19 protein-coding genes and 1 tRNA gene are annotated in these 19,658 nt (G+C 41.2%); 15 read left to right on the top strand and 5 right to left on the bottom strand.

What is annotated here, in order from left to right:
• Positions 1 to 14: 14 nt before the first annotated feature.
• Positions 15 to 1,421 (bottom strand): dihydrolipoyl dehydrogenase, encoded by a 1,407-nt coding sequence (gene lpdA / locus PHU20_RS00195; RefSeq protein ID WP_274823312.1) that lies wholly within the window; start codon positions 1,419 to 1,421, stop codon positions 15 to 17.
• A gap of 47 nt (positions 1,422 to 1,468) precedes the next feature.
• Positions 1,469 to 1,927, bottom strand: a complete 459-nt coding sequence (locus PHU20_RS00190) for an Lrp/AsnC family transcriptional regulator (protein WP_274823311.1) — start codon at positions 1,925 to 1,927, stop codon at positions 1,469 to 1,471.
• A gap of 154 nt (positions 1,928 to 2,081) precedes the next feature.
• Between PHU20_RS00190 and PHU20_RS00185 the strand changes: the two genes are divergently transcribed.
• From PHU20_RS00185 to ribB, 11 genes are all read left to right on the top strand, one after another.
• Positions 2,082 to 3,302: an aminotransferase class I/II-fold pyridoxal phosphate-dependent enzyme gene (locus tag PHU20_RS00185; protein WP_274823310.1), complete on the top strand. Its 1,221-nt coding sequence runs from the start codon at positions 2,082 to 2,084 to the stop codon at positions 3,300 to 3,302.
• A 70-nt stretch (positions 3,303 to 3,372) separates the two neighbouring features.
• Positions 3,373 to 4,854: a Na+/H+ antiporter NhaC gene (gene nhaC, locus PHU20_RS00180; protein WP_274823309.1), complete on the top strand. Its 1,482-nt coding sequence runs from the start codon at positions 3,373 to 3,375 to the stop codon at positions 4,852 to 4,854.
• Positions 4,855 to 5,093: 239 nt separating this feature from the next.
• Positions 5,094 to 5,738 (top strand): peroxiredoxin, encoded by a 645-nt coding sequence (locus PHU20_RS00175; RefSeq protein ID WP_274823308.1) that lies wholly within the window; start codon positions 5,094 to 5,096, stop codon positions 5,736 to 5,738.
• A 75-nt stretch (positions 5,739 to 5,813) separates the two neighbouring features.
• Positions 5,814 to 6,128 (top strand): thioredoxin family protein, encoded by a 315-nt coding sequence (locus tag PHU20_RS00170; protein WP_274823307.1) that lies wholly within the window; start codon positions 5,814 to 5,816, stop codon positions 6,126 to 6,128.
• Positions 6,109 to 6,366 carry a DUF6952 family protein gene (locus tag PHU20_RS00165; RefSeq protein ID WP_274823306.1) on the top strand — a complete coding sequence of 86 codons (258 nt, stop codon included), beginning with the start codon at positions 6,109 to 6,111 and terminating at the stop codon, positions 6,364 to 6,366. The genes PHU20_RS00170 and PHU20_RS00165 overlap by 20 nt, the downstream gene beginning before the upstream one ends.
• 129 nt (positions 6,367 to 6,495) lie before the next feature.
• On the top strand, positions 6,496 to 7,002 hold the full coding sequence (tpx, locus tag PHU20_RS00160; RefSeq protein WP_274823305.1) for a thiol peroxidase: 507 nt from the start codon (positions 6,496 to 6,498) through the stop codon (positions 7,000 to 7,002).
• A complete protein-coding gene (locus PHU20_RS00155; protein ID WP_274823304.1) occupies positions 6,995 to 7,360 on the top strand; it encodes a diacylglycerol kinase family protein in 366 nt (121 codons plus the stop codon). Before tpx ends, PHU20_RS00155 begins: the two co-directional genes overlap by 8 nt.
• A 63-nt stretch (positions 7,361 to 7,423) precedes the next feature.
• Positions 7,424 to 9,793 carry an FtsK/SpoIIIE family DNA translocase gene (locus tag PHU20_RS00150; protein WP_274823303.1) on the top strand — a complete coding sequence of 790 codons (2,370 nt, stop codon included), beginning with the start codon at positions 7,424 to 7,426 and terminating at the stop codon, positions 9,791 to 9,793.
• A 5-nt stretch (positions 9,794 to 9,798) separates the two neighbouring features.
• The gene (gene lolA1 / locus PHU20_RS00145) at positions 9,799 to 10,443 is read left to right on the top strand and encodes an outer membrane lipoprotein periplasmic chaperone LolA1 (protein ID WP_274823302.1); all 645 of its coding nucleotides are present in this window, start codon (positions 9,799 to 9,801) and stop codon (positions 10,441 to 10,443) included.
• A 156-nt stretch (positions 10,444 to 10,599) separates the two neighbouring features.
• Positions 10,600 to 12,093, top strand: a complete 1,494-nt coding sequence (locus PHU20_RS00140) for an LptF/LptG family permease (RefSeq protein ID WP_274823301.1) — start codon at positions 10,600 to 10,602, stop codon at positions 12,091 to 12,093.
• Positions 12,093 to 13,232 carry a 3,4-dihydroxy-2-butanone-4-phosphate synthase gene (gene ribB, locus PHU20_RS00135; protein WP_274823300.1) on the top strand — a complete coding sequence of 380 codons (1,140 nt, stop codon included), beginning with the start codon at positions 12,093 to 12,095 and terminating at the stop codon, positions 13,230 to 13,232. Before PHU20_RS00140 ends, ribB begins: the two co-directional genes overlap by 1 nt.
• 6 nt (positions 13,233 to 13,238) lie before the next feature.
• On the opposite strand, the gene PHU20_RS00130 is transcribed toward ribB, so the two are convergent.
• Genes PHU20_RS00130 through PHU20_RS00120 form a run of 3 tightly spaced genes read right to left on the bottom strand, consistent with a single transcriptional unit; the run spans position 13,239 to position 15,870 of the window.
• On the bottom strand, positions 13,239 to 14,429 hold the full coding sequence (locus PHU20_RS00130; protein WP_274823299.1) for a DegT/DnrJ/EryC1/StrS family aminotransferase: 1,191 nt from the start codon (positions 14,427 to 14,429) through the stop codon (positions 13,239 to 13,241).
• Positions 14,430 to 14,448: 19 nt separating this feature from the next.
• Positions 14,449 to 15,087, bottom strand: coding sequence for an NAD(P)H-dependent oxidoreductase (locus PHU20_RS00125; RefSeq protein ID WP_274823298.1), 639 nt, complete (start codon positions 15,085 to 15,087; stop codon positions 14,449 to 14,451).
• 24 nt (positions 15,088 to 15,111) lie between these two features.
• Positions 15,112 to 15,870 carry a sulfite exporter TauE/SafE family protein gene (locus PHU20_RS00120; RefSeq protein WP_274823297.1) on the bottom strand — a complete coding sequence of 253 codons (759 nt, stop codon included), beginning with the start codon at positions 15,868 to 15,870 and terminating at the stop codon, positions 15,112 to 15,114.
• Between the two features lie 131 nt (positions 15,871 to 16,001).
• On the opposite strand from PHU20_RS00120, the gene PHU20_RS00115 reads away from it, so the two are divergent.
• The 4 genes from PHU20_RS00115 (at position 16,002) to PHU20_RS00100 (ending at position 19,494) form a co-directional block, all read left to right on the top strand.
• Positions 16,002 to 16,086 (top strand) — tRNA-Ser (locus PHU20_RS00115).
• A gap of 249 nt (positions 16,087 to 16,335) precedes the next feature.
• Positions 16,336 to 17,586, top strand: coding sequence for a site-specific integrase (locus PHU20_RS00110; protein ID WP_274823296.1), 1,251 nt, complete (start codon positions 16,336 to 16,338; stop codon positions 17,584 to 17,586).
• 347 nt (positions 17,587 to 17,933) lie between these two features.
• Positions 17,934 to 18,221, top strand: a complete 288-nt coding sequence (locus PHU20_RS00105; RefSeq protein WP_274823295.1) for a helix-turn-helix domain-containing protein — start codon at positions 17,934 to 17,936, stop codon at positions 18,219 to 18,221.
• A 67-nt stretch (positions 18,222 to 18,288) separates the two neighbouring features.
• On the top strand, positions 18,289 to 19,494 hold the full coding sequence (locus PHU20_RS00100; RefSeq protein ID WP_274823294.1) for a primase-helicase family protein: 1,206 nt from the start codon (positions 18,289 to 18,291) through the stop codon (positions 19,492 to 19,494).
• Positions 19,495 to 19,658 lie beyond the last annotated feature (164 nt).

The raw sequence follows: 19,658 nt of genomic DNA, 5'->3' as shown, positions 1-19,658 counted from the left end.
TTAAGGCCTATCCTTTATACATGTAATGCCCTATCTTCAGTAGCAGCCAATGCCGCCTCTTTTACCGCTTCGGAATACGTAGGGTGGGCATGGCTCATTCTAGCGACATCTTCCGCAGAAGCCCTGAATTCCATGGCTGTAACCGCTTCACTGATCAAATCCGCACAACGGGCACCGATCATATGTACCCCCAAAATTTCATCGGTAGAAGCATCGGCAAGGATTTTTACAAAGCCATCAACATCCATACTGGCCCGTGCCCGTCCTAAGGCACGCATCGGAAATTGGCCTACTTTGTAAGTAATACCGGCTTCTTTCAATTCTTCCTCGGTTTTACCTACCGCGGCCACCTCGGGCCAGGTATATACGACCCCGGGAATCAAGTTATAATCGATATGTGGTTTTTGTCCCGCTATGATTTCCGCTACCAAAGTTCCCTCCTCTTCGGCCTTATGCGCCAACATGGCACCACGGATTACATCCCCAACGGCATAAATATTCGGAATATTGGTCTGTAAATGCTCATTTACGACGATCTTGCCCCTATCGTCCATTTCAACTCCGGCGGCCTCAACATTCAATCCGTCGGTATAGGGTCTTCGCCCTACGGATACCAAACAATAGTCCCCGGTAAAGGTGATTTCCTTTCCCTTCTTATCATCGGCCTTTACGATTACTTCGTCGCCTTTGCGTTCAACGGACTTTACTTTATGCGATAGGTTGAATTTTACTTTTTGTTTTTTCATCGATTTCATCAACTCCTTCGATAAACCTGCATCCATCGTGGGAATGATCCGATCCATATACTCGATGACCGTAACTTCGGAACCCAAGCGTTTATAAACCTGTCCCAATTCCAAACCGATGACCCCGCCGCCGATCACGATCATATGTTTAGGGATCTCCTTAAGCTCCAAAGCTTCCGTTGAAGTGATCACACGCTCCTTGTCCAAGGTAATAAAAGGCAAGGTAGAGGGTTTCGACCCTGTAGCGATAATGGTATTCTTGGCCGCAATGGTTTCTTTCTTGCCATCACTCAAGGCAATATCGATATGTGTGGCATCCTTAAAACTCCCGACCCCCTCATAAACATCAATTTTATTCTTATCCATCAAAAATTGAATGCCCTTGGTGGTCATATCAACAACCCCCTGTTTGCGGGATATCATTTGTTTTAAATTGACCTTTATTTCCCCGGGGATTTCTATCCCATGTTCCTGAAAGTGTTTAATGGCATCTTCGTAATGGTGGGAAGAATCGAGCATGGCTTTGGAAGGAATACACCCTACGTTTAGGCATGTACCCCCTAATGTGCTGTATTTTTCGATTATTGCTGTTTTCATTCCAAGTTGGGCGCAACGGATTGCAGCTACATATCCGCCAGGACCAGAGCCAATTACGGCCACATCGTATTCAGTCATAGTGATTTTTGATTTTATGTCTAACAAAATTAGCACTATTTTCCGATTTATAAGGGAATTCTTGTGGTATGCTTTACCTCATTGATCACAAAAGAGCTCTGTGTGCTTCCGATATGGTTCAATGCCGTCAATTTGGTTACCATAAATTCCCTATAGGCTTCCATATCACGAACGAATATCTTTAAAATATAATCGTAATCCCCGCTGGTATGGTAACATTCAACCACTTCCTGTAACTGTTGTACCTCTTTTTCAAACTGAAGTACATAAGCCTTGGCATGTTGGGTCAATTTTACATGACATAATACCACGAAAGATCTTTCCACCTTTTTTTTATCGACCAAAGCAACGTAATTGCGTATTACCCCGGATTTCTCCAATCGTTTTATACGCTCATAAACCGCGGTTACGGAAAGATCCAATTGGTTCGCATACGCTTTCGTCGTTCGCTTACTGTTCTCTTGCAATAAACCCAGGAGTTTTTTGTCCAATGCATCAAATTTCATTTGGAATGATTTTCAGATTATCTAAAGCCATGGTAAAATGTACTGTAATATATTCTATAAATATCATATTATATAGTTTTTAATTCTAATTTAAATACAATACGTTGAAATAAAACTAAGTATAGGGTAATTTTACGGTATTAAACACAAAGCAATGAAAAGCAAATCATCGGATAATTTACAGGATTTACAATACTTTGGGGAATACGGTGGCATCAATCCATCCATATCGGATTCATCGACCTACACCTTTTTATCGGCCAAAAAAATGTTCGATACTTTTGAGGGGAACACCGAAGGCTGTTATCTCTATTCCCGACATTCCTCCCCTAGCAATTTATATCTGGGAGAGGCATTGGCTGCTCTGGAAGGTACCGAAACCGCCAATGTAACGGCCAGTGGTATGGGGGCCATTACCGCTGTGATCCTACAGCTATGCAATGCCAATGAACATATAGTCAGTAGCAGGACCATTTATGGAGGTACCTATGCATTTCTTAAGAATTTCCTGAAAAAATTCAATATCGGGACTTCCTTTGTTGATATTACCGATTTGGAGGCCGTGGAAAAGGCCATTACCCCTAAAACCAAAATGATCTATTGCGAATCGGTCAGTAATCCATTATTGGAGGTAGCCGACATCAAAGCATTGTCCACATTGGCCAAAAAACATGGGCTTCCGTTGGTCGTGGACAACACCTTTTCACCGCTTTCGATAACTCCGGCAAAGTTAGGGGCCGACATTGTGATCCACAGTCTTACAAAATTCATCAATGGTTCAAGTGATTGTGTGGCAGGGGTCGTATGTGGGTCCAAGGAATTCTGTCTTGCCTTGAAAGATGTCAATAATGGTGCGGGAATGTTATTGGGCAGTACACTGGACAGTTTAAGGGCCGCATCGATCTTAAAAAACATGAGAACCATTCATATACGTGTAAAGAAACACAGTGAAAATGCGCAATATCTAGCGGAGAATTTTGAAAAAGACGGACTCCGAATCGTATACCCAGGTTTAAAATCGCATAAAGGCCATCAAAAATTAAAACGTTTTATGAACCATGAATTCGGTTATGGGGGACTCCTGACCATGGATGTGGGAACTTTGGAGAAGGCCAATGCCCTTATGGAACTCATGCAAGAACGTAAATTAGGCTATTTGGCTGTTAGCTTAGGGTTTTACAAAACCCTTTTCAGTGCCCCAGGCACCTCTACATCTTCGGAAATTCCGCTGGAAGAACAAAAGGAAATGGGCCTCACTGACGGATTGGTGCGCTTCTCCATAGGTTTGGACAATGATATACACCGCACCTACACCCTGATGCGGGAATGTCTGGTCGCCTTGGATATACTTAAATCCAATTCAGCTATGGTGTAAGGACTTTTGGGAATGGGCTTGCAGAAAACTCGACAAAATCGTAATATTACGCACCAACAAAAACAAACCTATGTCGAAAACCAATCCCGATGAACTCAGAAAAGAAGCGCATGTTGAAGAAAATAAAGAGTTAAATATTTGGGAGGCAATGATTCCCGTTATTGCCCTTGTGGGCATGCTTGCTTATAATGTTTTTGTGTTCGGGGATGAGGCCATCGGGGGATCCAATCAATTTATCCTCCTTATGGGAGGGGCCGTAGCTGCAATCGTCGGTTTTTTGAACAAAGTGAGTTATACGACCATGTTGGCCGAGGTTGCGGAAAACATCAAATCCACGACCGGAGCTTTATTGATTCTCTTGTTGGTGGGATCATTGGCCGGGACTTGGTTGATCAGTGGTGTTATTCCCGCCATGATCTATTACGGATTGCAAATATTGAATCCGACCATATTCCTTGCAGCCTGTGTGGTGATCTGCGCCATCATCTCCATTGCCACGGGAAGTAGCTGGACAACATCGGCTACCGTGGGAATCGCATTGATCGGTATCGGTGAAGCTTTAGGGATTTCTTTGGGCATGACGGCCGGTGCCGTCCTATCGGGTGCCTATTTCGGGGATAAGATGTCTCCCTTGAGCGATACGACGAATCTTGCCCCTGCAATGGCCGGAGGCAACCTGTTCGACCATATCAAGTATATGTTTTTGACTACCGTACCCACCATCTCGATTACTTTAGTGGTTTTTATCATTTTAGGGTTTACCATTGACACGACGGGCTCTGCCGATACCGCTGCAATTTTGAACGATATAGATGCCACCTTCAACATCCATGGTTGGCTATTTATCGTGCCCATAGTAGTGATTGCCTTGATCATTAAAAAGACCCCGCCTTTGGCCGCCTTATTGATCGGCACCTTATTGGGAGGTGTTTTTGCACTTATTTTTCAACCGGATATTGTTGCCGGACTTACGAATTCCAAGGAACTTACTTTTGAATCGGGTTATAAAGGGATCATGAACGCCATCACGGTAGAAACCAATGTGGCCACCGATAACCCCGCATTGAACGATTTATTTACGGGCAAAGGTATGGAAGGGATGCTCGGCACCATTTGGCTCATCATGTGCGCCATGTTCTTCGGCGGGATCATGGATGGTATAGGCGCCTTGTCCCGGATCACGAAATCCCTTTTACAAATGGCAAAATCAACCTTTGGTTTATTCGCCAGTACGGTGGGAAGCTGCCTTGCCTTGAATATTACGGCTTCCGATCAATATTTGGCCATCGTGATTCCCGGTAAAATGTTTTCACAAGCCTATAAGGACAAAGGTCTTGATCCGACAAATTTAAGTAGGACCCTTGAGGATTCCGGTACGGTCACCTCGGTATTGATTCCTTGGAATACCTGTGGGGCTTATCATAGCGGAGTTTTGGGTGTAAGCGTAGGGGAATATTTTCTATACGCCATATTCAATTGGCTCAGCCCGATTATGACCTTGATTTTCGCCGCTTTTCAGATAAAAATAAAGCAATTGGTGATCGCTGATTGATTCCTTCAAAAAAAAATGAAATCCACCCATTACCATCTCCGCAAAAAGAAGGGGTCAATTTTTTCACATAACCATTTTTAGCCTACCATTTTCGCCTGTTTTCCAATATTTACCCCTTTTCAACATCACTATATATAATACTTATATCCCTATCGATTTTACGAATCGACAAATCGGATTATCAAAGCATCCTGCCTTAATTTTGCACCTAGAATCAATAACCTTAAATTATATAGAATATGGCTTTTGTAGGAAAAAAATTTCCGGATTTGGATGTAAATGCAATGAACGATTTGGGTGACACTTTCAAATTGAACGTTTTGGAAGAGGCCCAAAAAAACAATAAGAAAGTATTGCTTTTTTGGTACCCTAAGGATTTTACTTTTGTATGTCCGACGGAATTATTGGCATTCCAAGAATCCTTGAAGAAATTTGAAGACAGGAATACCGTGGTTATCGGTGCTTCTTGTGATACTGCGGAAGTTCACTTTGCATGGTTGAACACCGCTAGGGACAATGGTGGTATTGAGGGGGTTACCTATCCCCTATTGGCCGATAGCAACAGAAACCTTGCATCCACATTGGGCATATTGGACATTACCAATGAGCAGTACAATGAGGAAACGGGTGTAGTAACCGTTGACGGCGACAATGTAACGTATAGGGCCACTTATTTGATCGATGAGGAAGGTACTGTTTTCCATGAAGGGATCAACCATATGCCATTGGGTAGAAACGTTAATGAATATTTGCGTTTGATCGATGCCTATACCCATGTTCAGGAAAAAGGGGAAGTATGCCCTGCCAACTGGGAAGAAGGCAAAGATGCCATGACCGCCGATAGAAAAGGGGTTGCCGAATACTTGGCATCACATACCAACTAATATAAATAATCACGGCAACGACCAATGCTTGAATGGGTCGTTGCCAAGTTTTGTTCAACCCAAAAAAAACATCCTATGCTCATAGAATTGGAAAATGATAATTTGAATGAAATTATCGCTGAAAATAAAAACGTCGTTGTACAGTATTCCGCTACATGGTGTGGCAATTGCCGTATCATGAAACCGAAATTCAAAAAGGAAGCTACCGTAAACGAGGATGTCACCTTTATTTTGGCCGATGCGGAAAAATTTCCGGAATCACGAAAATTAGCCAATGTGGACAACCTTCCTACATTCGCAACTTTCGTGAACGGGGAGTTTAAAAACCAAGTCCAGACGAATAAATATGACGTTTTAAAAGAATTGATCAGTGAAGTTACCAGTAATTAAACACCTTACCGGTTTTATAGAGGAGAACGATGAGGATTATATCATCGAAACCCTTGAAACCTTGGAAGCCTTGACGGAAGCCCCTTCTTTAAAAGATGAGGAGCTCGATGTTATCGGGGAGATCATCTCCAATATGTACGGCGCTCTTGAAGTAAACAAAGCCGTCAAAGAAGGCAAAGACAAGAAAGAAGCCCTCAACGAGTTTATGAAACGCGTCGTGGGATCCATAGACAAATAGTCATAAAAAATTGCTTTGAAAAGGAAAAGTAGTCCGGGACCTTATGGGGAACGGACTTTTTTTATGCGATAATCATTCCATTTAAGGCATATATTTTATAATTTCACCGTTCATATAAAACACATCATTATGGCTACAGTAACACTAAAAGGGAATGAAATACATACACTCGGCGATTTACCATCCAATGGTAGTACCGCGCCGGAGTTCAAATTGACATTAACCGACCTATCTACCCGTTCTTTATCGGAATACGAAGGCCGAAAGTTGGTACTTAATATTTTCCCAAGTATCGATACGGGGACTTGCGCCGCTTCCGTAAGGCAATTTAACCAAGAAGCCGCGGAATTGGACAATACCATCGTACTTTGCATTTCCAAAGACCTTCCTTTTGCCCAAACCCGCTTTTGTGGAGCTGAGGGTATAGAGAATGTGGTCATGTTATCCGATTATAAGGATGGTAACTTCGGAAAAGCTTACCAGGTTGAATTTACAGATGGCCCATTGCAAGGTCTATTGTCCAGATCTGTCGTGGTCGTCGATGAAAAAGGCAAAGTAGTTTACTCTGAGCAAGTTCCTGAAACTGTTGATGAGCCCAATTACAAAGCCGCTTTGGAAGCTTTGATGGATGCCTAAGGAATCATTTCTTCAAAATAGAATCCGCAGTGTGGGTATTGCCCTAAAAGGGGCGCTGCTTTTGATAAAAACGGAAGCCAGTATAAAAATCCAGGTGTTCATCGCTTTGGTGGTTACCGCCGGCGGATTCTATTTTAACATATCGGCAACCGAATGGATCTTTCAGATTTTTGCCATTTCAATGGTTTTGGGCATAGAAGGGCTGAATACTGCGGTTGAAAAGTTGTCCGATTTCGTAAAACCCGGGTATGATCATAAAATCGGTTTTATAAAGGATATTTCAGCCGGTGCGGTCATGCTTGTCTCCATAGGTGCCAGTATCATCGGATTGATCATCTATATCCCTAAATTTTTTTAAAAACACTCCTAGCTTTGGCTTAGGTTGTAAATTTGTATTTTTGCGCCTAGAATACATCTATTAATGGCAAAAAAAGGGAGAAAATCAAAGCCAAAGAGTCCAAAAAAGGGCTGGTTTTTAAAGTTATCCAAACAAAATAAGATTATACTGGGAAGCCTTCTGACGCTTTTCAGCATCGCATTGTTCTTTTCGTTTGTCTCGTTTTATTTTACTTGGCAAGACGATCAAAGTTTGCTGACCGAGTTTGCCGATCGCAATGAACAGGCCAAAAACCTATTGAACAAATTCGGAGCAAGTGTGAGCCACTGGTTCATGTACAAAGGTTTTGGATTGGCATCATTGATATTCCCTTTCTTACTGGGGTATACCGGTCTTTACATGTTCCTTGGTTTAAAAGGCCCGGGGTTGCTCAAGAAATGGATCTGGGGATTGATTTTCGTCCTCTGGATTTCGATTTCCCTTGGTTTCTTTGCCGTTAGCCGACCACTGTTGGGTGGCCTGGTAGGATATGAAATGAATGATTTTCTACAGGATTATGCCGGTAAAATAGGAGTGCTATTGCTCTTGGTGTTCGGTTTGATCTTTATTTTGGTCCGATTGTTCCATTTTACGCCCGAAGATCTTATCGGGTATTTTCAATCCAAAAAAGCTTCGATCGCCTCGGAATTCAACAGCCCTACAATTACGGATGATTCCGTAATCATGGAAAAAGAGGACGATACACCCATCGTCATAGACACCTATACGCATAAAGAGGATATCCCCCCCTTGGAAAAAGAAGAACCTGTTATCGATGATTTTGAGGTCAATATACCCAAGGAAGAGGAGGCTGAAAAGGAAATCGTGACCATGGAGGTCGAAAAAATCGTTGAAGAGCAAGAAGAAACAGACATTCTCGCGAATAAATTGGTCGATGATTTTGGGGAATTCGATCCAACGTTGGAATTGGGAAATTATAAATTCCCTACCATAGACCTCTTGGTACAACACGGTTCCACAGGGGGTATCACCATCAACCAAGAAGAACTTGAGGAGAACAAGAATAAAATCGTAGAGACCCTAAAGAATTACAAAATAGGGATCGCCCAAATTAAGGCGACCATTGGCCCTACGGTCACCCTATATGAAATCGTACCCGAAGCCGGGGTTCGTATTTCAAGGATAAAGAACCTTGAGGACGATATCGCCTTGTCATTGGCTGCTTTGGGAATCAGGATCATTGCCCCCATCCCAGGAAAAGGGACCATCGGTATTGAAGTGCCCAATAAAAATGCTACGGTTGTATCGATGCGTTCGGTCATAGCCTCCAGTAAATTCCAAAAGGCGGAAATGCAATTGCCCATCGCCTTCGGTAAGACCATTAGCAACGAGACCTTTGTGGTAGATTTGGCCAAAATGCCCCATTTGTTAATGGCAGGTGCCACTGGCCAAGGTAAATCGGTAGGGTTGAATGCCGTTATCACCTCCCTACTCTACAAAAAACATCCTGCCGAGGTCAAATTCATTTTAGTTGACCCTAAGAAGGTAGAACTCACCCTTTATAATAAGATAGAACGCCATTTCCTAGCCAAACTCCCCGATTCGGACGAAGCCATCATTACCGACAATACGAAGGTCATCAACACCTTGAATTCCCTTTGTATCGAAATGGACAATCGATACGAGCTGTTGAAATTGGCCATGGTCAGAAACATCAAGGAATACAATGCCAAATTCAAGGCCCGTAAATTGAACCCCAATGACGGTCATAAGTTTTTACCTTATATTATTTTGGTCATTGATGAGTTTGCCGATTTGATCATGACCGCCGGTAAGGAAGTAGAAACCCCCATTGCGCGTTTGGCACAATTGGCAAGGGCAATAGGCATCCATTTGATCATTGCGACACAAAGACCGTCGGTAAATGTGATTACCGGACTTATAAAGGCGAATTTCCCGGCACGTATCGCATTTAGGGTAACCTCGAAGATCGATTCCAGAACCATTTTGGACGCACAGGGAGCCGATCAGTTGATCGGGCGCGGTGATATGCTGTTTACGCAAGGCAATGAAGTCACACGTATACAATGTGCTTTCGTTGACACTCCTGAAGTCGAAAAAATAACCGAATTCATAGGGTCGCAGCGGGCATATCCCCAGGCACACGAATTACCGGAATACGTTGGCGAGGATTCTGGCACAAGTATTGATTATGAAATAAGCGAAAGGGACAACATGTTCCGGGAAGCTGCCGAAGTGATCGTCATCGCCCAACAGGGATCGGCATCACTCTTGCAACGAAAACTCAAGTTGGGATACAACCGAGCAGGCCGTATCATTGACCAACTGGAGTCCGCAGGTATCGTGGGTCCGTTCGAAGGTAGCAAAGCGAGACAGGTATTGGTGCCCGATATTATTGCTTTAGAACAATTATTGAATAACGAGTCAAAATAAATTAAATGAAAAAAATATTTTTAATTGCAGTTACTTTCTTAGCCTTGAATGTTTCCAATGCCCAAAATTCAACAAAGGCAAAGGCTTTATTGGACGAAGTTTACAACAAGGTGGAAAGCTATGACAATATTTTTATAGACTTTAAATATGTGCTCAATAACAAGGAAGCCGGTATCACCAATGAAACCAGGGGAGACGTTACCATGCAAGGGGACAAATACCTCGCTAATTTCTTTGGTGCGAGGCAATTATATGACGGTCATAAAGTATACACCATTGTTCCTGAAAATGAAGAAGTTACCATCGAGGACAAATCAAATGATGAAGATACGGTGACCCCATCCAAAATGTTGACTTTCTACAGGGAAGGCCACACCTATCAATGGGACATTGAACAGAACGTACAAGGCAGAAAGATACAATTCATCAAATTGACGCCCATTGATACCCATACCGAAATAAAATCCATTTTATTGGGCATAGATTCGGAGACCAAAAACATATACAAAGTCATCGAAACGGGTAAAAACGGTACAATGACCACCATAACCGTTAATTCTTTTAAAACAAACCAACCATTGTCCAAAACCTTATTTACCTTTAATGAAAACAAGTATAAGGATGAAGGTTATTACATTATCCGAAACTAATGTGGGTGGTACATGTAATGCGTGAAGGCTCTTCCCTATTTCGGATTCCCTTGGAAAAAGAAAAGAAAGACCCACGTAATTGATTATTTTTGAACCATGGATCGGCACGGGTTATATGGGTACTGTCCGTAGTTTTTTTAAATTAACATTATTACATTGAGAATACTAGACCGGTATATTTTATCGAGATTCCTATTTAACTTTTTCAGTTCGTTTGTGATATTGATGTTCATCTTCATATTCCAAACGATATGGCTTTTTATCGATGATTTGGCCGGAAAAGGACTGGATATCATAATTATAGGCAAGTTCTTGTTTTATCTCATGCCTAACCTGACCGAAAAGGTATTACCACTTACCGTTCTACTCTCGTCCATACTTACCTTTGGGAATTTAGCTGAAAATTACGAGTTCGCGGCAATGAAAGCCTCTGGGATTTCCTTACAGCGGGCCATGTTGAGTCTTATTGTCTTTATTGTCTTCCTTGGGGTGGTCACCTTTTATTTCGCCAATGACGTAATACCCGCCTCGGAACAGAAAATATACAATTTACGACGGAATATAGCCAAGGTAAAACCCGCTGTTGCCATTGTTGAAGGGGTCTTCAGTGATTTTGAAGGGGCCGACATGAATATAAAAGTGGATCGTAAATACGGAGAGAACGATCGTTTTCTGGAAAATGTCACCATTCATCTTAAGACGAAGACTAAAGTAAATTCGACCGTAATAAAGGCAAAAACAGGAGAACTGAAAAGTAGCGAGACTTCCGATATACTGCAGTTGGTTCTTTATGACGGCCATTATTACCGCGATTTGGAACGGAGTACCACCAAAGGCAAGAACAAATACCCTTTTGCCAATGCCGATTTCGAAACCTACACGATGAATATCGACCTTTCCGAATTCAACAATGTGGATATGGAAGAAGAGCGCGATATCAGTACCGAAAAAATGAAGAACGTATCCCGGTTAAGAACGGACATAGACTCCTTGAACCAAGAAAACCTTAGGATCGTAGGTGCTTTTTCCAAAAACATCCAAACCAGGGTGGGTGCCTTTGCCGGCCACCGAAAAGATTCGATAAGACGTGCCAAGGAAAAAAAACAGCCCTTGGTCAAAACCCCTAAGGACACCTTGTTCAAGGACAGTGTAAAAACCGTGAGGGATGTCATCAACCTATTTCCAGAATGGCAGAAAGTACAGCTAATAGCATCGGCGTCAACGAATATGACGAATATCGTTACCTCGGTACAAGGGAAAAAGACCGAGCTGGGCAAGCGTTATGAAATCCACAATAGGCATATTTTGGCTTTACATAAAAAGTTCGCCTTGGCCCTATCCTGTATTATCCTGTTTTTTGTCGGGGCGCCATTGGGTGCGATCATCCGTAAAGGAGGTATCGGACTTCCCATGGTAATTGCCATCATTTTATTCCTTACGTATTACTTTATTGGGGTATTTGCAGAGAATTATGCAAAGAAAAATGAAATCCATCCCATCTTAGGGGCATGGTTATCTACCCTGATAATGTTACCTTTGTCTATTGTTTTGACAAAAAGGGCGACCGCGGACAGGGGATTGATGAATTTTGATGGAATCACTGAATTTTTTCAAAAGGTATTTAAAAAGAAAAAATCAATTACGACATAATGATCGAATTAAAGAACAACATACAATTGAATACGATAGAAGAGGCGATTGATTCTATCCGAAAAGGAGAGGTCATCATTGTTGTGGATGATGAGAATCGCGAAAATGAAGGGGATTTTATAGCTGCTGCCGAAAAGGTAACCCCTGAAATGATCAACTTCATGGCCCAACATGGCCGAGGCCTGATCTGTGCCCCACTGACAGAGGATCGCTGTAACGAACTGGATCTGAATATGATGGTGCAGAACAATACCGTATTGCACCAAACCCCGTTCACGGTTTCCGTGGATTTAATCGGGCATGGTTGTACTACGGGTATTTCGGTACATGACCGTTCAAAAACAATATTGTCCTTAGTCGATAAATCGACCAAACCACATGATTTAGGACGCCCTGGCCATATTTTTCCCTTAAGGGCAAGAAATGGAGGCGTACTCCGTAGAACAGGCCACACCGAAGCAGCGATAGATTTGGCCCGATTGGCAGGGGCAGAACCTGCAGGTATCTTGGTTGAAATACTCAACGAGGATGGTACGATGGCCAGATTACCGCAATTGGCCGAAGTAGCCAAGAAATTCGATTTAAAGATCATAACGATAGAAGATCTTGTTGCCTATCGTATGGAACACGATAGCCTAATCGAAAAGAAGGAGGACTTTGAAATTACTACCCGATTTGGAAAATTCAGGCTTCATGCCTATCAACAAACGACGAACAACCAGATCCATATCGCCTTGACCAAAGGAGACTGGGAGTTGGGCGAACCTATTTTGACCCGTATTAATGCCACTTTGGTGAACAACGACATCCTAGGTACCTTGACCTCCAACCCTGACAAGAAATTACAACAGATGTTCAAGGCGATCAATGAAGCTGAAAAAGGTGTTTTTGTCTTCATTAACCAGGAGACCCAATCCTTGAATCTTCTAAAAAGATTGTCCGAATTGAAAAAATTACAATCCGAAGGTGTCTTTGAAGCCCCCAAAATTGAAATGGATGCGAGGGACTTTGGTGTGGGAGCACAGATCCTACACGATCTCAAAATTGCCAAAATAAGACTATTGACCAATACCCAACAAACCAAAAGGGTCGGTATTGTAGGATATGGCCTTGAAATCGTGGATTACGTCAACTACTAGGGATTTCTATAGAGCGCTTAAAACCGCAGCCATTTTTTTCGCCCGTTCCCTGACTTCCTCCTCGGTCCAGCTTAATTTGATTAGGCAGGAAATCGTACGGGAAATCCAATGGTCCGATTTTGAAAAATCGGCTTGGGAATAATCGGGTAATCGTTCTTTTACCTCTTGGGATAAATTGCCCAAAGATTTTTTATGGGTCAAGTGTTCCCATTTACGGTAATAATGCCAATTGTTGTCAAACCAATAAAAACAGCCATCTACACCGGCAGCATTAAGTCCTTTATGGGAAGATCTTGTTTTTTCCTCGGTAGATAGCAAAAAACTGAGAAAAGAATAATTTTCAACCCCACCTTCTGGAACGGTCCTAAAAGTAATCCCATCAATGGGTTCCAAGGCCTTTCTTATTACGGTGTAATTACGTTCCTGAATTTCCAGGAATTCATCCAATCGCCTTAATTGCGCAAGTCCGGTAGCGGCATGAAGTTCCGAAATGCGGTAGTTATAGCCTAAAAAGGGATGTGTTTCTGCCCCCCGGTCAGTTCCCAAATGGTCATGGCCATGATCGGAATAATGATCCGCATTCAGATAATACTTTTCGTTGTTCGTGATCAAGGCGCCCCCTTCCCCACAGGTAATCGTCTTTACGTAATCAAAAGAAAAACAACCTAAATCCCCGAAACTTCCAAGTGGTTTCCCTTTATAACTCCCCCCGATGGCCTGACAGGCATCTTCCAACAACACTAATCCATGGTTGTCACAGATGGTCTTCAATGGCTCCAAATCGGCCATTGAACCACACATATGCACGGGCATTACCACCTTGGTCTTATGGGTCACGGCTTTTTCAACCGCTTGGGGATCCAGCGTCAAGGTAGCATCGATATCTGCCAAAATAGGAATGGCCCCTAAGGCCAAAACCGCTTCAAAACTGGCTACAAAAGTAAATGTAGGTAGTATGACCTCGTCCCCTGCCCCAACCCCTGCACTTGCCAAAGCAACGGTTAACGCAGCGGTACCGCTACTGACCAAATGGGCGTATTTAGTATCCATACGAGCCCTTAATGCCGTCTCCATCTCCCTTGCCTTCCAATGGCCTTGCCGCATTCCGTCAAAACCATAACGCATCAGGACACCGGAATCCAACACATCTTGTACTTCTTTTTTTTCTTGCTCACCAAAAAGCTCAAAACCAGGCATGCTCTTTATTTTTTAGTATTTATTCAATGATTTCAATAACACTTTCATCAATATCCTTTCTTACCTTACCCATTTTTGAAAACGGATCGTCTTTGGATCTATAGCCTACAGGCAAAACCAAAACCGAGGAAAGTCCCTTTTCATTCAACCTCAAGAGGGTATCATATTCCTGTGGCAGGAAACCTTCCATGGGACAGGAGTCTATTTGCTCCAGAGCACAATAGGACAATAGGTTACCTAAAGCCAAGTACGCCTGGTAGGTTGCCCATGTCCTTACTTCATCGGTTTCTTTTTTGGAAAAACTTTTGACCAAGGAATCTTGAAAAGGCTTTAAAATTTCATTTTGGGTACCCCTGATCCTTCTGACCCTTTCAAAGTATCCAATGATAAAGTCAGTGTCGATATGGTTCTCGATACAAATGATCAATACATGGGAGGCATCCCCTACCTGTTGTTGCCCATACGAGAACCCGACCAATTTATTCTGCAGCTCCTTATTTTGCAGTACTACCAATTTAATGGGCTGTAAACCGTAAGAAGTCGCCGTAAGGTTAAAGGCCTGTTTTAACCCTTCAATAGTATCCTTGGACAATATTCGCTTTGAATCAAATTTCTTAACGGCATATCGCCATTGCAAATGTGCTATGTTTTTTCCCACTTTAAATAAATCTATTTTCTATTATCAGATATCAAAAAACCATAATTTAATGGCCATAAGGATGACCATGACAACGATGAATTTTTTTATAAACCCATCCCCTTTCTTTACCGACACCCTACTTGCCAGCCAGGCTCCTGAACCATTTCCAAAAGCCAAAACCAATCCAACCCCCCAATTTACCTTATCGTTGAGTACGAATACGATCAAGGCGGAAACGGTATATAGGAGTACCACGACCACTTTTGTCGCGTTGGCCCGTACCAAGGTCATTTGACTCACATAGTGTAGGAAGAGGATAATAATAAACCCAATTCCGGCATTGATAAACCCACCATAGATACCAAAAAAGAAAAATGCGACGATATTCAGCCACAAATACTTGCCTTTGGTGCGTTCCAAAAATTCCTCGGAACGGATTTTCGGCTTAAAGATAATGATCAATACCACGACGATCATTATTATGGCCAATATTTTATTGAAGGTTTCGCCTTTTATATCAACCGCTAAATAAGCCCCGATGATCGACCCCATCAAGGCTGAAGTCCCCAAATAAAGATTAAATGGAAAGGTAGATACCTTTTTACTCTTAAAACCTGCCGTTGCCATTGCGGTTTGTATGACAATGGCCACCCTGTTCGTTCCGTTGGCCACATTGGGAGGAAGACCCAAGAAGATCAACACCGGTAAGGTGAGCAGTGATCCGCCCCCAGCGATGGTATTGATGAACCCGACTATAAATCCAATGGGGATAATAAGTACATAATGGTACCATTCTTCCATAGCGCAAAAATAACCCCTTGAAAAGAATAAATCTGGCTGTAATGAAAATAATAATCCACTTTCCCTTTTTGGAATTGAAAAAGGTTGTTATATTTGCAGCCGCATTCAGGGAATACCTGATGAGGCACTCAGGAGAAATGGCAGAGTGGTCGAATGCGGCAGTCTTGAAAACTGTTGAGGGTCACACCTCCGGGGGTTCGAATCCCTCTTTCTCCGCTGGGAATGCGCTAAATTCCACTAAAACCCTGTAAATTAAATGTTTACAGGGTTTTTAATTTTATTCAATATCAAATAAAACCAAAAAATATCAAATAAAAAGTGCGGGATTCGGTGCGTATTTTTTAAAATAAAATTTACGCACCGAATTGATTGTAAAATACAGTAATACAGTGTTTTACAAGCATATCTTGATTTTTATAATTTATATTTTTTTTGTATTTTAGTGGAGATAAAAAATACGCACCGATGCAAACTACATTCTCCATCCTATTCTACCCTCGAGGAAACGATATTGACAAAAACGGTTATGCGCCCATATATGCACGTATTACTGTAAATGGTAAGCGAAGTGAGTTTAGCATAAGGCGTAAAGTGCAACTAACGCGATGGAATTCTGATGCAGGCAAAATACGAGGCACCACTCCCGATGTTCGTGAATTGAATAAATATCTTCTCTCAATAGAACTCAAGATTAATAAAATTCAAGAACAGCTATCTGAAAATAACATTTTGATTACTGCAGAAAAAATCAAAAACGTCTATTTAGGAAAAAATAGTAATCAAAAGATGCTTTTGGCTATTTTTCAAGAACACAATGATAAAGTTAATGAATTAGTGGGCAAAGATTTTTCAGCTGGAACAGCGGAACGCTATAAAACGGCAATGAAGCATGTTACTGATTATATTCTAAAAGAGTATCAGGTCAAAGATATTCCTGTTAGAGAAGTAGATCTTAAGTTTATTACTGGATTTGAATATTATCTAAAAACAACAAGAAGCTGTGCTCACAATTCAGCAATTAAATACATCACTAATTTTAAAAAAATCATTCGCATTGCCTATGCCAATGACTGGATTAGCAAAGACCCTTTTATCCATTGGAAAGCCAAACTTAAAATTGTGGACAGGGAATTTCTAACAAGTGACGAAATTCAAAAGATAGTTGAAAAAGATTTTTCAACTGACCGATTGAACCAAGTTAAGGACATCTTTATATTTAGTTGCTTTACTGGATTGGCCTATGCTGATGTAAAAAAACTTATCAAAAATGATATTGTTATTGGTATTGATGGCCAAAATTGGATTAAAACCAAAAGAACAAAAACAGATACGAGAAGCAATATTCCTATTCTTTCAATTCCCCAGGCAATTATTGATAAATACAAAGCACATCAGGAATCTTTGGACACTGAACTTTTGCTTCCTGTTTTAAGCAACCAAAAAATGAATGCTTATCTCAAAGAAATTGCAGATTTATGTGAAATAAATAAAAATCTAACATTTCATTTAGCACGTCACACCTTTGCTACTACTGTAACTCTTACCAATGGAGTTCCTATTGAATCAGTTAGCAAAATGCTTGGGCATAAATCTTTGAGGACAACACAACACTATGCTAAAATCATTGATAAAAAAGTAAGTGAAGATATGAATGCTCTGAGATTGAAAATGGATGCTATTGAACAAAACAGTGCAAAAAAATCCATAAATCAATAAGTTAATTAAAGTCGCATCGATATAATATTCAGCCCTTTTAAATCCCGAATCGATCAAAACCTTTGTTTTCTATTGTTAATAACCCATAATCTTCCCAGAAACTGCGTTTTTTTGGTCATTTAGTTTCATGCTAAATGATGCCAAGCTTTATCAATTAAAATGTTTTTATTTTATGGTCATAAAAATTGATTTATTTTAATTTAATATATTGTATATCAGTTATTTGTGAATAACTAATTAATTTTTTTTCTTCTTTCAACAGCCCTGTTTTATACCTTTATTACCACACTCCCATAAGGGATAACAAAAGCGCTTTTGTTCATTTTATTAACCTAAAAACAATAAAAATGGACACTATTTTAATACTGGAACGATTGGATCGTTTAGAGAAACTACTTATAGGAAGCAAAGAAGTATTGACCTTTGATGAAGCCAGTGATTACACGGGTATATCCAGAAGTTATCTTTACAAGCTAACAGCTTCCGGAAAAATTCCCCACTCCAAACCCAACGGAAAAATGGTCTTTTTCGATAAAAAGAAACTTGTGGATTGGCTACTACAACATAAGCGAGAACCCCAACTAAAAATAAAGGACAACACCCAAGCAGGTAATCTGGCGAATAAGAATGCCTAAACTTTTTTAAGGAAAATCAAACAGTTAGCAATTTGCCATGACATCTTATGGCATAAAAACAATTCTTATGAAACAGATACCTTATATACGTGTAGGAACCTCCTATTACAAACTTGTCAAAGCCCCAACCATAGCTGGTCACTTCAACGAGATCCTGGTACACTGGAATATGGAAACCATCAAACAAGATCATGGCAAAGACCATTTGAGTAAAATCCCAAAATATGATGGCTTTACCTGTATTCCAAGCCATTTGAATTTTAAAAAGGAATATTTGGGTTTTTACAATATCTACTCCCCTTTGGGCAAAGTGCCCAAAGAGGGAGACGTTACCTTATCCCTAAAATTTGTAAAGCACATCTTTGGTAAACACTACGAACTTGGATTGGATTATCTGCAATTATTGTATCTAAAACCCATCCAAGTGCTACCAATATTATGTTTGGTGTCCAAGGAACGCTCCACAGGGAAAAGTACCTTTTTAAAATGGCTCAAGGAAATCTTTGAGAACAACCTGACCTACCTGACCAATGATAGTTTCAGCAGCCAGTTCAATGCCGATTGGGCAAACAAACTCCTGATATGTATCGATGAAGTCCTTTTCAATAAGGAAGAGCTGACCGAACGCATCAAATACCTGAGCACCACCAATATCAATAAACTGGAAGCCAAGGGCAAGGACAAGCGCGAGGTTGAGTTTTTTGGCAAGTTTATCCTGTGCAGCAATAATGAGGAAAGCTTTATAAAAATTGATGCCAATGAAACACGGTTTTGGGTGATTAAAGTGCCAACCTTAGAGGTAGAACAAACAAATTATTTAGAGAAATTAGTTGAAGAGATTCCAGCTTTCCTATACTACTTAGCAAACCGAAAATTACATTCAAAGCATTTGACCCGTATGTGGTTCACCGCACACCAGATCAAAACAAATGCCCTGGTAAAGTTGGTGCAAAACAATCGCAACCGGGTAGAGAAAGAACTGGCCAGTATCCTGATGGGGGTCATTGAGAAATTTGATTTGGAAGCTGTTGACCTTTGTCCCATGGATGCATTATTGGCACTGAACAGGACTCGGGTAAAAACGGATCTGACCCAACTACGAAGGTTGCTCAAAAATGATTGGAGGTTAAGCAACAAGGACAACTCCAATAGCTACCAGAAATTTGTGATTTGGACAGATGGCGATATCAACCTAATCGATGCCAAAGGACGCTACTTTACGGTTGACAAATCGTTTTTGACCCAAAATTTTGATGATTTGATGACAGGATGACGAAATCGCAGTATTTGTTGGGCTTAAGCCGTCATCATGTATTCATCATTTTGTCATCAAAAAATATAATGATGACAGGATAATGCCATAAAAAACCGAGAATGATGAAATGATGACACATTGATGACTGAACAAACGTAATGTTTATAAGGCTTAACAGAGGA

It is taken from the genome of Maribacter polysaccharolyticus, from assembly GCF_028882255.1.
GTDB lineage: Bacteria > Bacteroidota > Bacteroidia > Flavobacteriales > Flavobacteriaceae > Maribacter_A > Maribacter_A polysaccharolyticus.
Note: the sequence above shows the minus strand (reverse complement) of the source record. Positions and strands in the feature narration are given on the sequence as shown.

Excerpts from the sequence above, each read along its gene's own strand:
- PHU20_RS00150 (WP_274823303.1), top strand. The coding sequence starts at position 7,424 with ATGGCAAAAAAAGGGAGAAAATCAAAGCCAAAGAGTCCAAAAAAGGGC.
- ribB (WP_274823300.1), top strand. The coding sequence starts at position 12,093 with ATGATCGAATTAAAGAACAACATACAATTGAATACGATAGAAGAGGCG.
- lpdA (WP_274823312.1), bottom strand. The coding sequence starts at position 1,421 with ATGACTGAATACGATGTGGCCGTAATTGGCTCTGGTCCTGGCGGATAT.
- tpx (WP_274823305.1), top strand. The coding sequence starts at position 6,496 with ATGGCTACAGTAACACTAAAAGGGAATGAAATACATACACTCGGCGAT.
- nhaC (WP_274823309.1), top strand. The coding sequence starts at position 3,373 with ATGTCGAAAACCAATCCCGATGAACTCAGAAAAGAAGCGCATGTTGAA.
- PHU20_RS00130 (WP_274823299.1), bottom strand. The coding sequence starts at position 14,429 with ATGCCTGGTTTTGAGCTTTTTGGTGAGCAAGAAAAAAAAGAAGTACAA.
- PHU20_RS00100 (WP_274823294.1), top strand. The coding sequence starts at position 18,289 with ATGAAACAGATACCTTATATACGTGTAGGAACCTCCTATTACAAACTT.
- PHU20_RS00175 (WP_274823308.1), top strand. The coding sequence starts at position 5,094 with ATGGCTTTTGTAGGAAAAAAATTTCCGGATTTGGATGTAAATGCAATG.
- PHU20_RS00120 (WP_274823297.1), bottom strand. The coding sequence starts at position 15,870 with ATGGAAGAATGGTACCATTATGTACTTATTATCCCCATTGGATTTATA.
- lolA1 (WP_274823302.1), top strand. The coding sequence starts at position 9,799 with ATGAAAAAAATATTTTTAATTGCAGTTACTTTCTTAGCCTTGAATGTT.
- PHU20_RS00185 (WP_274823310.1), top strand. The coding sequence starts at position 2,082 with ATGAAAAGCAAATCATCGGATAATTTACAGGATTTACAATACTTTGGG.
- PHU20_RS00105 (WP_274823295.1), top strand. The coding sequence starts at position 17,934 with ATGGACACTATTTTAATACTGGAACGATTGGATCGTTTAGAGAAACTA.
- PHU20_RS00155 (WP_274823304.1), top strand. The coding sequence starts at position 6,995 with ATGCCTAAGGAATCATTTCTTCAAAATAGAATCCGCAGTGTGGGTATT.
- PHU20_RS00110 (WP_274823296.1), top strand. The coding sequence starts at position 16,336 with ATGCAAACTACATTCTCCATCCTATTCTACCCTCGAGGAAACGATATT.
- PHU20_RS00170 (WP_274823307.1), top strand. The coding sequence starts at position 5,814 with ATGCTCATAGAATTGGAAAATGATAATTTGAATGAAATTATCGCTGAA.
- PHU20_RS00190 (WP_274823311.1), bottom strand. The coding sequence starts at position 1,927 with ATGAAATTTGATGCATTGGACAAAAAACTCCTGGGTTTATTGCAAGAG.